12 protein-coding genes are annotated in these 13,844 nt (G+C 75.1%); 6 read left to right on the plus strand and 6 right to left on the minus strand.

Annotated features, from left to right (window positions below; genetic code table 11):
• Window positions 1-110 precede the first annotated feature (110 nt).
• Window positions 111-1,004, minus strand: coding sequence for a hypothetical protein (locus JN535_RS03250; protein ID WP_205202065.1), 894 nt, complete (start codon window positions 1,002-1,004; stop codon window positions 111-113).
• On the minus strand, window positions 1,004-1,717 hold the full coding sequence (locus JN535_RS03255) for an ABC transporter ATP-binding protein (protein ID WP_205202077.1): 714 nt from the start codon (window positions 1,715-1,717) through the stop codon (window positions 1,004-1,006). Before JN535_RS03255 ends, JN535_RS03250 begins: the two co-directional genes overlap by 1 nt.
• 294 nt (window positions 1,718-2,011) lie before the next feature.
• Here JN535_RS03255 and JN535_RS03260 point away from each other — a divergent pair, with 294 nt between their 5' ends.
• Together JN535_RS03260 and JN535_RS03265 are read left to right on the plus strand one after the other, a co-directional pair.
• Entirely contained in the window at window positions 2,012-2,821 is an 810-nt protein-coding gene (locus tag JN535_RS03260; RefSeq protein ID WP_205202079.1) for a peptidoglycan-binding protein, read from the plus strand.
• A 105-nt stretch (window positions 2,822-2,926) separates the two neighbouring features.
• Window positions 2,927-3,604, plus strand: coding sequence for a TetR/AcrR family transcriptional regulator (locus tag JN535_RS03265; protein ID WP_205202081.1), 678 nt, complete (start codon window positions 2,927-2,929; stop codon window positions 3,602-3,604).
• Between the two features lie 24 nt (window positions 3,605-3,628).
• Here the strand turns inward: JN535_RS03265 and JN535_RS21450 are convergent, their stop codons facing one another.
• The 3 genes from JN535_RS21450 to JN535_RS03280 all read right to left on the minus strand — a co-directional run bounded on the left by JN535_RS21450 (window position 3,629) and on the right by JN535_RS03280 (window position 5,920).
• A complete protein-coding gene (locus JN535_RS21450) occupies window positions 3,629-4,429 on the minus strand; it encodes a DUF4190 domain-containing protein (protein WP_307868149.1) in 801 nt (266 codons plus the stop codon).
• Between the two features lie 2 nt (window positions 4,430-4,431).
• A complete protein-coding gene (locus JN535_RS03275; RefSeq protein WP_205202083.1) occupies window positions 4,432-5,046 on the minus strand; it encodes a DUF4190 domain-containing protein in 615 nt (204 codons plus the stop codon).
• Window positions 5,047-5,134: 88 nt separating this feature from the next.
• Complete coding sequence (locus JN535_RS03280; protein ID WP_205202085.1) at window positions 5,135-5,920, minus strand: exodeoxyribonuclease III; 786 nt, start codon at window positions 5,918-5,920, stop codon at window positions 5,135-5,137.
• Between the two features lie 74 nt (window positions 5,921-5,994).
• On the opposite strand from JN535_RS03280, the gene JN535_RS03285 reads away from it, so the two are divergent.
• Window positions 5,995-6,759 (plus strand): SDR family NAD(P)-dependent oxidoreductase, encoded by a 765-nt coding sequence (locus JN535_RS03285; protein WP_205202094.1) that lies wholly within the window; start codon window positions 5,995-5,997, stop codon window positions 6,757-6,759.
• Between the two features lie 6 nt (window positions 6,760-6,765).
• Here JN535_RS03285 and JN535_RS03290 read toward each other — a convergent pair whose 3' ends face one another.
• A complete protein-coding gene (locus tag JN535_RS03290; protein WP_205202096.1) occupies window positions 6,766-7,602 on the minus strand; it encodes an SDR family NAD(P)-dependent oxidoreductase in 837 nt (278 codons plus the stop codon).
• A gap of 91 nt (window positions 7,603-7,693) precedes the next feature.
• Here JN535_RS03290 and JN535_RS03295 point away from each other — a divergent pair, with 91 nt between their 5' ends.
• From JN535_RS03295 to JN535_RS03305, 3 genes are all read left to right on the plus strand, one after another.
• Window positions 7,694-8,308 (plus strand): TetR/AcrR family transcriptional regulator, encoded by a 615-nt coding sequence (locus tag JN535_RS03295; protein ID WP_205202098.1) that lies wholly within the window; start codon window positions 7,694-7,696, stop codon window positions 8,306-8,308.
• Window positions 8,301-8,876 carry an orotate phosphoribosyltransferase gene (gene pyrE, locus JN535_RS03300; protein ID WP_205202100.1) on the plus strand — a complete coding sequence of 192 codons (576 nt, stop codon included), beginning with the start codon at window positions 8,301-8,303 and terminating at the stop codon, window positions 8,874-8,876. The genes JN535_RS03295 and pyrE overlap by 8 nt, the downstream gene beginning before the upstream one ends.
• A gap of 218 nt (window positions 8,877-9,094) precedes the next feature.
• Window positions 9,095-13,819 (plus strand): HtaA domain-containing protein, encoded by a 4,725-nt coding sequence (locus JN535_RS03305; RefSeq protein ID WP_205202101.1) that lies wholly within the window; start codon window positions 9,095-9,097, stop codon window positions 13,817-13,819.
• Window positions 13,820-13,844: the final 25 nt, after the last annotated feature.

The following is a 13,844-nucleotide window of genomic DNA, read 5'->3' on the forward strand; positions in this document are numbered from 1 at the left end:
GCACCGAACCGGCTGCCGAGGTAGATCCGTGGCCCACCGAGGGAGAGGCGTGGTCCCCGGAACGGGTGACCACGCCTCTCCCTCGCGGTACCAGGCCTCTACCTCGGTGGTCAGGCCAGGTCGCGGCGCTGCAGGGTGAGCGCGCCGCTGCCGAGGAGCGCCACGGCCCAGGCGACGAGCCCCGCGAGCGCGGCCAGCGTCCCGAGCGGTGCGGCACCGCCCAGGAGCGCCGCGCCGGACTGCCCCGTCGAGGCGAGGGCGCCCAGACCCAGGGGCAGCCACTCCGCCGCGGCGGACTCGCCGCCGGACAGCAGGGTGACCGCGCCGCGCACGATCGGCTCGGCGAGCGCTAGTGCGGCGACGGTCACGACGGCGGCCACCTGGCCGCGCACGAGCGTCCCGATCCCCAGCCCCAACCAGGTGAGGAGGACGAGCACCGCGAGGCCGCGGGCCCATGTGCCGAGGACCTCGCCAGGACCGAGCGCGAGCGTCGCGCCCGGCGTCGAGACGATCGCGACGGTGAGGCCCAGGGCGCCCACCACGGCGAGCACCACGCCCACCACGAGGGCGACGGTCGCGGTGGCGCCGGCCTTGGCCGCGAGGATGCGCAGCCGCGACGGCTGGACGAGCGCCGTCGGCACGATGCCGCCCGTGCGGAAGTCCGTCGTCACGGCGAGCACGCCGAGCAGGAGCATGCACACGGTCGCGACGCCGACCGACCCCGAACCGTTCAGCCCGTTGCCGAGCAGGTCGAGCATGCCGCGCTGGAACGCGGGCTGGGCGGCGTCGGTGAGCGCGCCGAGGTCGGGTGCCAGGTCCTGGAGCATCTCGGGCGACGCCTGGATCCCGACGGCCGAGCCGCCGCCGAGCGCCTCGGTGCCCCGCAGGATCGTCGGCAGCAGGAGGGTGAACGCCTGGACGACGAGCATCCCGGCGACGGCGACGGCCGCGACGACCCACGTCGCGCGCGTCGTGCGGAGCTTGAGCATCTCGGCGCGGTACATCAGCGCACCCCTTCGGTCGTGGCGGTCAGGTCGAGGTAGAAGTCCTCCAGGGACTCCCCGCGGAGCAGGTCGTCGAGCGGACCGTCGGCGACGACACGGCCCTGTCCGACGACGACCAGGTCGTCCGCGACCTGCCGCACCTCGGACAGCACGTGGCTCGCGAGGAGCACGGTGCCGCCGTCGTCGGCGAAGGCGCGCACGAGGTCGCGCAGCCAGCGCATGCCCGCCGGGTCGAGCCCGTTGGCGGGCTCGTCGAGCACGAGCACCTCGGGCTCGCCGAGCAGCGCGGCGGCGATGCCGATGCGCTGCCGCATACCGAGCGAGTACGTCCGCACGCGCCGGTCGGCGGCGGGCGTCATGCCGACGAGCGCGAGCACGTCGTCGACGCGGTTCGGCGGGATCCGGCCCGCGGCGGCGAGCACGCGCAGGTGGTCGCGGCCGGTGCGCCCGGGGTGGAGCCCGCCGGCGTCGAGCAGGGCGCCGACGGTGCGGGCGGGGTGCGGCAGGTCGGCGAACGCGCGACCGTCGAACGTCGCGCTGCCCGCGGTCGCTGCCGCGAGGCCGAGCAGGACGTGCAGCGTCGTGGTCTTCCCCGCGCCGTTCGGCCCGAGCAGCCCGACGACGCGGCCGGGCGCGGCCGTGAACGTCACGTCGTGCACGGCGTCGAACGCCCCGTAGGACTTGCGCAGCCCGGAGACGTGGATGGAGGTCATGCCGGTCCCTTCCTCGATGCGTCCCGCACGGGCTCCCGTGCGGTGCCCCACCAGGCTGTCGCGCGGGCGGTCCCCGGGTCTTGCGGCGCAGGGGGGAAGCTGCGTTGCGACCTTCGTCGCAACCCGGTCGGTCGCGCCGTGGACCCGCGCCGTCCGGCGCGGCGTCGTCGCAGGTCAGGCCCCCGGGCGTGACATCCGGCCGAACCATGGGGCAGGGTGGACGTCCACCCGACCGCTCTGGCGGGCAGCGCCACGCGTCGTCCGCCGGTCCTCGACCGCCTGGAAGGAGGCGACGTGCGCCGACGTCATGGCTCGACCGGTTCCCCGGAGGACGGCCCCGTCGCCCGGGCGGCGTCCGTCGAGCGCCGCGCCCCCGCGCCGTGGGTCACGGTCGCCGCGGGCGCCGGCGCGGTGACCCTCGTCGTCGCGGTGGCCGGGATGGTGGGCGCCGCGACCGGCGGCGGCGAGGCCGTCGTCGTCGGCGTCTCGGCCGACGGCGGGACCACGGTCGAGGACGGCGTCCCGCTCGTCACGCCGCGCCCCGACGCCCCCAGACCCGAGGTGACGCGCATCCCGCCGCCCGCCGCCGCGGACCCGACGGACGGCTCCGGTCCCGCGACCACGCCGGCGCCCCGACCGTCGGCGGGCGGGACGGGCACGACGCCCCCGTCGGCCGACCCCGCGCCGACCACCGAGCCCTCCACCGCCGCGCCGGGCGGCGCCACGCCGGAGCCCGCCCCGACGACACCGGCGCCCACGACCGAGCCCGACGCGGCGTCGGTCTCCTGGGTCCAGGAGCGCCTGCGCGTGCACGGCGCGGACGTCGCGGTCACCGGCACGCTGGACGAGGCGACCCGGGCGGCGCTGCGCGCCTTCCAGGAGGCGAACGGCCTTCCCGGCGACGGTGCCGTGACCGCCACGACGGCCGAGGCGCTCGCGGCCGCTCCGGAGGGCGGCGACGACGAGTCCACGGACCCGGGCGGGACGGCCCCCACCGAGCCCGCGCCGCCGTCGTCCACCGACCGGCCGTCGGGCGCGGTGCCCGGGCCGACCCCGAGTACCGGGGACCAGGCGGCCGAGGCCACGCTCGCGCCCGCGTCCTGAGCGCCGCGCGGCGCGCCGGGCGGGGTGAAACCCGGTGCACGGGCATCGAGGGCCCGCCGCGGTCGGTAGGGTTTTCCCTCGTCGGACGACGGACGGAGCGCGACCATGACGAGTGCGGCACTCGGCGCCGGCCACGATCGTGGCGCTCCCCGTCGCACCGCGAGCCTCGACCCCGGGCGCGGGTACGCGAAGGGTCGCGCCAAGCGCGAGGAGATCCTCCGGGCCGCCATCGTGCTCTTCGGCGAGGTCGGCTTCCACGCCGCCTCGCTGCGCGAGCTGGCGTCGCGCGTCGGCATGTCGCACCCCGGCCTGCTCCACCACTTCCCGACGAAGGTCGCGCTCCTCGAGGCGGTGCTCGACCACCGCGACACCGTCGACCAGGCGGACCTCGACGACGACCTCGCGCGCGGCACGGACTACTTCGACGCGCTCGTGCACCTGGTCGAGCGCAACGCCCTCCGGCGGAACATCGTGGAGCTGTTCACGGCGCTCGCGGCCGAGGCGACGTCCCCGGAGCACCCGGCGCACGAGTACTTCGTCCGGCGGTACGAGTGGGCGGTCGCGCGGACGGGCGAGCAGCTCGCGCGCCGGGCGCGGGCCGGCGGGCTGCGGGACGGGGTCGACCCGCAGGTCGCGGCGCGGCAGATCGTCGCGCTCATGGACGGGCTCCAGGTCCAGTGGCTGCTGTCGCTCGACCGGCCCCGGCCCGAGCGCGTCGACATGCCCGCCGACCTGCGCGCCTACCTCCGCCTCATCCTCGCCGAGGAGACCCCCGCGCGCTGAGCGCGAGGGCCTGCGGCGGCGCGCTCAGCCGAGCAGGTCGGCCGGGAGCGGGTCGGCCCCGTGCGCCAGGCACAGGCCCGTGCGGTCGCCGTCGCGCCAGGACGCCTCGGTCGGCGACCACACGACGAGCTCGACGCCCTCGGGCGCGTCGGCGCCCAGCACGTCGGGCGTGCACACGCGCGCGACGCGGTGGTCCACGGCCTGCTGACCGGGCCACACCTCGTCCGCGCCCAGGTCGGTCCGGGCGACGACCTGCGCCCGGTGCTCGTCCGCGCACGGCACGGCCCGCACCTGCGACACCTCGCCGTCCGGTGGCAGCTCGTCGAGGCACGTCCCGAGCACGAGCTGGACCGCGTTGACCGTCTGCGGGGCGTCGACGTCGCCCGCGAGCGGGGTGCGCCCCTGCTCGCCCTGCCACCAGACGAGCGCGCCCGCGGCCCACGCGACCGTGACGACGGCGCCCACCACCATGCCGGCGACGGCGAGGCCGCGCCCGCGCGTACCCCGGGACCGCACGCGGGAGAGTCCCGCGGCCCCGAGCCCGATCCCGACGGGTCCGAGCACGACGCCCGCGGGCACGCTCGCCACGGCGAGCGGCTCGACGCGCGGCGGCGCGGGCTGCCACCCGGGCGCGTAGTACGTCTCCGGGGCGAAGCCCGGCTGGTCCGGGGCGGCGGCAGGCGGGGCCGCGGCGCCCGGAGGGGTCGTGCCGCCCGGAGCGGCGGTGCCGCCCCGCGGCGGGACGGGCGCGCCCGGCGGCGGGACCGGGACCGAGGACCGGGAGGCGGGACCGCCCGGCGGGGCGAAGAGGTCGTCGTCGGCCACGGCTACGACTCGCTGAAGGTCGCGGCGAGCACGATGAGCATCGCGAACGCCGTGCAGACGGCGCCCACGACGATGCCGGTGACGGCGAACCCGCGCCCGCGCGTCCCGTCGCGCATCACCTGGTTGAGGGCGACGATCCCGAGCACGAGGCCGACGATCCCGGGAAAGCCCGCGCAGACCACGAGGCTCGCGATGGAGACGATCATCGACGCGAGCGCCAGCCCGTTCGTGCGCGGCGGCGGCGTGTACGCGGACCCGTACGGCGGCGGGTAGGCGCCGTAGCCGGGAGCCCCGGAGGAGGCGGACGGGGCCGACGGCGGGTACCCGCCGCCCGAGGCGGAGCCGTAGGCCGGTGCGGCGCCAGGGCCGTAGGGCGACCCGTGCCCGACCGGAGCGGCGGGCGCGCCGTAGGGTGCCCCCGGCGCGGGCGTGCCCGGGTATCCGCCCCCCGCCCCGGACGGTGCGACGAAGCCGCCCTGCTCCGGCGCCGGGGCGTCGGCGGTGGCGTCGGTCGGCGGGTTGTAGGGGGTGAGCGGCGGCTGGTGCGGACGCGGAGCGGCGTACGGGTCGACGGGTTCGTCGGGCGACCCGTACGGCGGGACGGGGGGCGTGGTCATGGACACACCGTAGCGACGGGCGGGTCGCGCCGTCCGCCGTGCGGACAGGGCGTCGTCGGCGGACGGGGGCGGCGCGCGCGGACGCCGTTCAGTCGCCGAGGTCGACGACGACCGGTACGTGGTCCGACGCGCCCTTGCCCTTGCGCTCGTCGCGGTCGATCGTCACGCCCGTCACGCGGGCGCGGGCCGCGGGGGAGAGGTAGGCGAAGTCGATCCGCATGCCCTCGTTCCGCGGGAACCGCAGCCGCTGGTAGTCCCAGTACGTGTAGGTGTGCTCGGCGGGGATCGCCTCGCGCGTGACCTCCGTGTACCCGGCGGCGCCGAACGCGGCGAACGCGTCGCGCTCCGCGGGTGTCACGTGGGTCTTGCCCGCGAAGTACGCGACGTCCCACACGTCGGTGTCGAGCGGCGCGACGTTCCAGTCCCCGACCAGGGCGACCTGCGCGGCGGGGTCGTCCGCGAGCCAGCCCTCCGCCCGGCCGCGCAGCTCGTCGAGCCAGCGCAGCTTGTACGCGTAGTGCGGGTCGCCGACCTCGCGGCCGTGCGGGACGTAGAGGCTCCACACGCGCACCCCGCCGCACGTCGCGCCGAGCGCGCGGGCCTCGACCTTCTCCCCGAAGGCGGGCTGGCCCGGGAAGGAGGTCTCGACGTCGTCCAGGCCGACGCGCGAGACGACCGCGACGCCGTTCCACTGGTTGACGCCCACGTGCGCGACCTCGTACCCCGCCGCCTCGAACGGCGCGACGGGGAACTGCGCGTCGGCGCACTTGGTCTCCTGGAGCGCGAGGACGTCGGTCCCCGTCCGCTCGAGGAACGCGACCGCCCGGTCGACGCGGGCACGGACGGAGTTGATGTTCCAGGTCGCGAGGCGCACGGGCCCCACCGTACCGACGTCGGCGGCCGTGTGTGGCGGGCGGTATCCGGCGCCGCCGCCCGTAGGCTGTGGCCATGGCGACAGCACTCATCACCGGCGCGAGCGCCGGCCTGGGCCTGGAGTTCGCGTGGCAGCTCGCCACGGCGCGGCACGACCTCGTGCTCGTCGCGCGCGACGAGGCGCGTCTCGAGGAGATCGCGAGGCAGATCCGGGCCGCCGCGGGCGTGCGGGTCCAGGTCCTCCCCGCGGACCTCTCCGTGCCCGACGACGTCGCGCGCGTGGCCGAGCGACTCGCCTCGACCGGGGGCCCGGACGAGCGCCCGGTCGGGCTGCTCGTCAACAACGCGGGCTTTGCGACCCAGCAGCACTTCGTGGACGGCGACCTCGACGTCGAGCTGCGCGCGCTCGACGTCATGGTGCGTGCGGTCCTGGTCCTGTCGCACGCGGCCGCGGGCCAGATGACGGAGCGCGGACGCGGCGCGATCCTCAACGTCGCGTCCGTCGCCGCCCTCACCGCCGGCGGCACGTACGCGGCGGCGAAGGCGTGGGTGCGCTCGTTCACCGAGGGCCTGGCCGTCGAGCTGCACGGCACGGGGGTCACCGCGACCGTCCTGTGCCCGGGCTTCACGCACACCGAGTTCCACGACCGCGCCGGCATCGACAAGTCCGTGCTGCCGGACCTCGCGTGGCTCGACGCCGACCGCGTGGTCGCGACGGCGCTCGCGGACGTGCGGCGCGGTGTCGTCATCTCGACCCCGTCGGTGCGCTACCGCGTCGCGTCGGCCGCGCTGCGGGCGATGCCGCGCTCGGCCGTCCGGGCGATCGGCAAGTATCGGTAAGGGGTCCTACGACGCCCGTCTCCCCGAGACGCGCGACGCGCCGCCGCGGCGCGCGGGGTCCGTGACCCAGCGCATCAGCGAGGCCGTCGCGCGTCGGCTCGTGAGCCGTGCGGCACCAGCGCTGAGCCGGTTGCCGATCCCGTCGATGACGCCGGGACCGGGGTCGCGGCGGTCCAGGTGGGTCATCGCGGTCGCCGCGACATCGTCGGGCGTGCGCATCCTGGCACCGGCCGTCGCGTCGTCGGCGCCGACCACGGCGTTGAACTCGGTGCTGGTCGCACCCGGCGAGAGGGCGAAGACCGTGACCCCCGTGCCCCGGAGCTCCGCCCACAGCGACTCGGTGAAGCTGAGGACGAACGCCTTCGAGGCGCCGTACACAGCCATGCGAGGTGTGGGTGCGTACGCCGCCATGCTGGCGACGTTGATCAGGAAGCCGCGCGCGCCGACGATGTCGGGAAGGAAGGCGTGGCTGAGCCGCACCGGGGCGGAGACGTCCACGGCGATCTCCTCGGCCAGCCGCTCCGGATCTTCGTCGAGGAACGCGCCGAACGTGCCGAACCCCGCGTTGTTGACGAGGCTCGTCACGGTGACGCCGGCCTCGGCGAGCGACGTCTTCAGCTCCACGGCAGCGGAGGTGGAGGACAGGTCCAGCGGTGCTGCTCTCACGACGGTCCCGTAGGTCTCCTCCAGCTCGGCGGCCAGCTGCTCGAGCCGGTCGCGTCGGCGTGCCACGAGGACGAGGCTCGATCCTCGGGCTGCGAGGGCACGGGCGAGAGATGCGCCGATGCCGGAGCTGGCCCCGGTGATGACGACGGTCTGACTGCTGAGGTCGCGGCGGTCCATCTGTACTCCTCGTGGCGGACATCGGAACGCGCTGCACGCTATGCCTAGGTGGCACTGAGTGTCAATGAGGCGTGGAGTGTAGGGTCGTGGCATGCGGAACGAGGACGGGCTGTGGGACCGCTCGCGACGCGCGGTCTACGCCGAGATCACGCGGGTCGCCATGGAGCTGTTCCTCGACCAGGGTTTCGCGGAGACGACGATCGACCAGATCGCGTCGAGGGCCGGCATCTCCCGGCGCTCGTTCTTCCGCTACTTCGGCACGAAGGAGGACATCGTCCTCGGCGACCTCGTCGACCAGGGTGCCCTCGTCCGCGCTGCGCTGGAGGCGATCCCGCTCTCGGTGCCCCCGTGGCAGGCGCTCCAGGAGGCGTTGTGGGAGGTCGATCGGCGCTCCGGGGCGCACGACACCGCTCTCAAGACCGCGAGGATGATGTACGAGACGCCCTCCCTGCGCGCCCGGAGCATCGAGAAGCACCTGCGGTGGCAGGAGCTGCTCGTTCCCAACATCCGACAGCGGCTCGGCATCGATCCCGACGACGAGAGCGACCCGGCTGCCGACGCCATCGTCGCCAGCGCCATCGCCTGTCTCGACGTCGCCGGGCAGATCTGGGCGCGCAGCAACGGCAGCGTCGACCTCGAAGAGATGTACCGGAAGGCGGCCGACGCAGTCCAGGCTCGCACCCACTACCCTGACCAGCGTGACTGACGACCTCTCCGCCACGCCCCGCGAGCAGCTGCTCGACCTCATCCGCGAGCTCGCCGTCGTGCACGGCCGGGTCACGCTCTCCTCGGGCAAGGAAGCCGACTACTACGTCGACCTGCGGCGCGTGACGCTGCACCACCGCGCCGCACCACTCATCGGCCACCAGCTCCTCGACCTCCTCGAGGAGCGCGGGCTCGGGACCGCCGAGATCGACGCCGTCGGGGGCCTGACGCTCGGGGCCGACCCGATCGCGACGGCGCTCCTGCACGCGGCCGCGTCGCGCGGGCAGGACCTGGACGCGTTCGTCGTGCGCAAGGCCGCGAAGGCGCACGGCATGCAGCGCCAGATCGAGGGCCCGGACGTCGCCGGCCGCAAGGTCGTCGTCGTCGAGGACACCACGACGACGGGCGGGTCGCCGATCACGGCGATCGAGGCCGTCCGCGCCGCCGGGGGCGAGGTCGTCGGGGTGGCGACGATCGTCGACCGCGCGACGGGCGCGGGCGAGAAGATCGAGGCGCTCGGCGTGCCGTACCACTTCCTGTTCAGCCTGGAGGACCTCGGTCTCGCCTGAGCCGGCGCACCGCCTGCCCGTTCCGACGACGCCCCGTGGCACGCGCCGCGGGGCGTCGTCGTGCGACGAGGCGTGCGTCACACCGAGATAGGTCAGGCTTACCTTGCTTTGGTGAGGCGACCCTTATATGGTCCAGCACGACGGAGCGTCCGATCGCCCGTCCCACCCTCGCCGTCCCGCCGCTTCCGGGACACGCACGGACCAGCACGGGAGACCTTGTGCGCACTTCACCGTCGAGACGCGTCCGCCGCGGCCTCGCCTCGTTCCTCGCCGCGGCGCTCGCTGCCGGCCTGACCGTCGCGGGTGCCGGTGCCCCCGCGCAGGCCGCGACCGCGGAGATCCAGGGCGGCTCGGCCACCTGGAACTTCGTCGACTCGTGGGCCTCGTACGTCACCGGTCCCATCGCGCACGGCAGCATCGCACCGGAGCCGGTCGACGGACGGTCGGTCTACTCACCCGCGTCCGGCACGTACGACGACGAGACCGGCACCGGCACGGTCCACCTCGGCGGCTCGACCCGCTACCAGGGCCACGGCGGCCAGCTCGACCTCACGATCTCCGACGTGACGCTCGAGCTCACCGGGCCCGGCACGGGCACGCTGCGCGCGGACTTCTCCGGGACCGTCGAGGCGGGGCAGGGCCAGGACGTCGTGGTCGCGGACGTCACGGTCAGCGCGACGCGCCACGGCGACCAGGTCACCTTCGTCGCGAACGGCGCCATCGACTCGCTGGCCTCCGTGTCGTCGTACCTGTCGATGTACGACAGCCGCGCCATCTCGACGCTCACCGCGACGGTGACGGTTCCCGAGCCCGCGGCGCCCGCCGTCGCGACGGCGACCACGCTCGCCGTCGCACCCGCGGGGACGTCGACCCGAGGGGCCGACGTGACGCTCACCGCGACCGTCGCCCCCGCGGCGGACGGCACGGTCGAGTTCCGCGACGGCTCCGCCGCGATCGGTACCGCCGCGGTGTCGGGCGGGGTCGCGACGCTGCGCACCGGCGCCCTCGCGGTCGGGTCGCACGACCTCTCGGCCTCGTTCACGCCCGCCGACCCTACGGCCTTCGTCGCATCAGCGTCCGCGCCGGTCGCGCACAGGGTCACCGCGGTCGTGACGGAGCCCGAGCCCGAGCCGGTGGCCGACCCCGAGGTCACGGTCACGCCGTCGTCGGGCGTGGACCCGACGGTGGAGAACACGTTCACGGTGTCGGGGACCGGCTTCGTCGGCCCGGCGGCCCGGTTCGGCGCCTACGTGCTCGTCGGCGAGAAGTCGATCTGGGCCGGTGACGGGCCCCTGGTCTCCTCCGGGTGGCTCGCGCAGGGCTGGGTGATGCCGCAGCAGGTGGTCGACGGCGCGTTCACGACGACGCTGACCGTCCCGGCGGGCTCGTTCGACCCGGCGAAGGAGTACGTGGTCGCGACGTCGGCCGCGCACGGTCTGTCCGCGACCGATCGTCGTCTCGACACCTTCACACCGGTCACGCTGGAGGGCGGCGCGACCCCGGAGCCCGTCTGGGAGCCGTCGATCGAGCTGTTCGCCGCCGACGGCACGACACCGCTCGGTGACACCGCCGTGCGCGAGGGCGACCCGATCGTCGTCAAGGGCAGCGGCTTCGACCCCGCGGCCAACGTCGGTGGTCGGGGCGTCCCGATCCCTGCCACGCTCCCGCAGGGGACGTACGTGGTGTTCGGCAAGTTCGCGGAGGAGTGGCGTCCGTCGCAAGGGGTGGCGTCGTCCGCCCGCAAGGTCGTCTCGCAGCAGTGGGCGCTCGCCGGGTCGGTGCTCGACCAGGTCCCCGCTCAGTTCCAGGGGACGATCCGGAACCAGTGGGCCGAGATCGAGCCGGACGGGACGTTCGAGGCGCGCCTCACCGCCGGGTCGGTGGATGCCGTCGGACGCTACGGTGTCTACACGTACGGTGCCCCCGGCGTGACCAACGCTGCCCAGGAGCTCTACGCTCCCGTCGCCTTCACGATCGAGCCGCCCGCCCCCGTCTGGGAGCCGGAGATCGCGGTCTTCGCCGAGGACGGCGAGACGCCGCTCGGTGACACCGAGGTCTCGGTAGGCGACACGATCGTCGTCAAGGGCTCGGGCTTCGACCCCGCGGCGAACGTCGGTGGTCGCGGCGTCCCGATCCCGGCGACCCTGCCCCAGGGCACGTACGTCGTGTTCGGGAGCTTCGCCGAGCAGTGGCGTCCCTCCGAGGGAGCGGCGTCGTCGACCCGGGAGGTCGGGTCGCAGGTGTGGGCCCTCGCCGAGCCGGTGCTCGACCAGGTCCCTCCGCAGTTCCGGTCCGTGATCCGCGCGCAGTGGACGGACATCGCCGAGGACGGGACGTTCGAGGCGCGCCTCGTCGTGAAGAACCCCGCCGCGCTCGAGGGCGGCCGGTACGGCGTCTACACGTACGGAGCCGGCGGCGTGACGAACGCGGACCAGGAGCTGTTCGCACCCGTCGCGTTCGACGTCCCCGCGTCGCTCACGGTGACGCCTGCCGCGGCGACCGTCGAGGCCGGGGAGACCGTCGATCTGACCGTCCGCGGGCTCGTCGAGGGCGACGCCGTCAAGGGCGTGACGTTCGGGGGCAAGCCCGCGACGTACACGAACGACGGCACCACGATCCGGCTCACCGTCCCGGCCGGCGCCGCCGCGGGGTCGGTCCCCGTCGTCGTGACGTCCGACCTCGGCGTGACCGGGACCGCGACGCTGACCGTCACGGCCCCCGCGCCGGAGCCCACCCCGACGGTGACGGTGTCGCCGTCGGGGCCGGTGGACCCGGCCGTGGAGAACACGCTCACGGTCTCGGGCACCGGGTTCCTCGGCGACGGCGCGCGGTTCGGCGCGTACGTGCTGATCGGTGAGGAGTCGATCTGGGACGGCACGGGACCGCTCGTCGCGACCGGCTGGCTCCAGCTCGCCTGGGTCATGCCGCAGCAGGTCGTCGACGGCGCGTTCACGACGACGCTGACCGTCCCCGCCGGCTCGTTCGACCCCTCGAAGGAGTACGTGGTCGCGACGTCGGCGGCGCACGGCCTCTCGGCGACCGACCGCAGCCTCGACACCTTCACCCGGGTCGCCGTGCGCCGGCCCGCACCGGAGGCCCGGCCCACCACGACTGCCCTCGTCTCCTCGGCGGCCTCGGTCGTCGAGGGAACGGCGGTGACGTTCACGGCGACCGTCACCCCGAAGGCGGCCGGCACGGTGCGCTTCACCGCCGGGGACACGACCCTCGGCACCGCGACGGTCGTCGACGGCGTCGCGTCGTACCGGTCGAGCGGTCTCGCGGTCGGGTCGCACGCCGTGACGGCGACGTTCGTCCCCACGGACAGCACCGCGTTCGTCGGTTCGGCTTCGTCTCCCGTCACGGTGAAGGTGACGGCGAAGCCGTCGGTCCCGACGACGGCGGGCTCCCTGACGTGGGGAGTCAAGGAGTCGTTCCGCCGCTACATCGTCGGCCCGGTCGCGGACGGCGGGGCGTCGGCGTCATCCGGCGCGGCCGTGGTCGACGGCCTCTTCCGGTTCGGCCAGGCCGAGGGCGGCACGTGGACCGCTGCGAGCGGGCGGGGCAGCGTGAAGTACTCCGGCACGGTCCGCTTCACGGGTCACTCGGGCGCTCTGGACCTCGCGCTGACGAACCCGGTCGTCGACGTCACCGGACCCGGCGCGGGTCGTCTGCTCGTGGACGCGCGCTCGACCGGGCTCGACGGCTCGACGTTCGACCGCAAGGGCGTCGTCTTCGCCACGCTCGCGCTCGGCGCGCCGACGACGAGCGCGGACGGGGCCGTGACCTACACGAAGGCCGCGGCGACGCTCACGGCCGACGGCTCGCTCGCGTTCTCCGGTTTCTACCCGGCCGGCACCGTGCTGGACCCGGTGACGTTCACCGTCGGCGCGACGTCGGCCGCCCCCGGCGGTGGCGGCACCATCGGCACTCCGGGCACCGGGACGCCGGGGACGCCGGCCGACCCGGCGCGGGCGACGCTCTCGGTGTCGCAGGCCGCGCCGGGTGACGAGGTCACGATCAGCGGCGTCGGGTTCGGCGCGCACGAGGCAGGCATCCGCACGGAGATCCGCTCGACGCCGCGGACGCTCGCGACGGGCGTCACCGCGAACGCCGGCGGCGCCGCGAGCTCGACCGTGACGATCCCGACGGACGTCGCGCCGGGCGAGCACACGCTCCTGCTCATCGGCGCGGACCACACCGCGTCCGCGCAGATCACGATCGTCGGCGCCGGCACGACCGGCACCGGCACGGGGTCGGGCAGCGCGGCGGAGCAGTGCTTCGCTCAGGGCGTCAACGGCGCGACCCTCTCGTGGGGCGTGAGCGACCGGTTCCGCGCGTACGTCACCGGCCCGATCGCGAAGGGCTCGGTCTCGACGGACGGCGTGCGCGACGGCGGCTCGGCGTTCACGTGGAGCGGCGGCAAGGGCTCGTTCAACACCGACCTCGGCAAGGGCCGCGCGAGCTTCGGTGGCGCGGTGTCGTTCTCCGGGCACGAGGGCATCCTCGACCTGCGGATCAGCAACCCGCGCGTCGTCGTCAACGGGTCGTCGGGCACGCTCGTGGTCGACGTCCGGAGCAGCGACATGGAGGGCAACACGTCCTCCTCGAACGGCGTCGCGTTCGCGAGCCTGGACCTGTCGGGCAAGAAGTCGACGTCGGGCTCCACGATCACGTGGAGCGGCGCACCCGCGACCCTCACGGCCGCCGGGGCGAAGGCGTTCGCCGGGTTCTACGAGGCCGGGACGGCGCTCTCGCCCGTGACGTTCACCTTCCCGGTCGGTGGCGACGTCGAGTGCGACGCGTACTCCGGTGCGCTCGCCTCGACCGGGACGGACGCGGGCAGCCTCGCGCTCCTCGCCGGCACCCTCCTGCTCACGGGCGGGGCGATCCTCACGGTGCGGCGCCGCCGCGCGGGACGCGTCCAGGCGGCCGCGACCGCCTGAGCCACCGGCACCACGCACGACGCCC

The sequence above is a fragment of the Cellulosimicrobium cellulans genome, from assembly GCF_016921195.1.
GTDB classification, from domain to species: domain Bacteria; phylum Actinomycetota; class Actinomycetes; order Actinomycetales; family Cellulomonadaceae; genus Cellulosimicrobium; species Cellulosimicrobium cellulans_F.

Excerpts from the sequence above, each read along its gene's own strand:
- JN535_RS03250 (WP_205202065.1), bottom strand. The coding sequence starts at position 1,004 with ATGTACCGCGCCGAGATGCTCAAGCTCCGCACGACGCGCGCGACGTGG.
- JN535_RS03255 (WP_205202077.1), bottom strand. The coding sequence starts at position 1,717 with ATGACCTCCATCCACGTCTCCGGGCTGCGCAAGTCCTACGGGGCGTTC.
- JN535_RS03265 (WP_205202081.1), top strand. The coding sequence starts at position 2,927 with ATGACGAGTGCGGCACTCGGCGCCGGCCACGATCGTGGCGCTCCCCGT.
- JN535_RS03275 (WP_205202083.1), bottom strand. The coding sequence starts at position 5,046 with ATGACCACGCCCCCCGTCCCGCCGTACGGGTCGCCCGACGAACCCGTC.
- JN535_RS03285 (WP_205202094.1), top strand. The coding sequence starts at position 5,995 with ATGGCGACAGCACTCATCACCGGCGCGAGCGCCGGCCTGGGCCTGGAG.
- JN535_RS03290 (WP_205202096.1), bottom strand. The coding sequence starts at position 7,602 with ATGGACCGCCGCGACCTCAGCAGTCAGACCGTCGTCATCACCGGGGCC.
- JN535_RS03295 (WP_205202098.1), top strand. The coding sequence starts at position 7,694 with ATGCGGAACGAGGACGGGCTGTGGGACCGCTCGCGACGCGCGGTCTAC.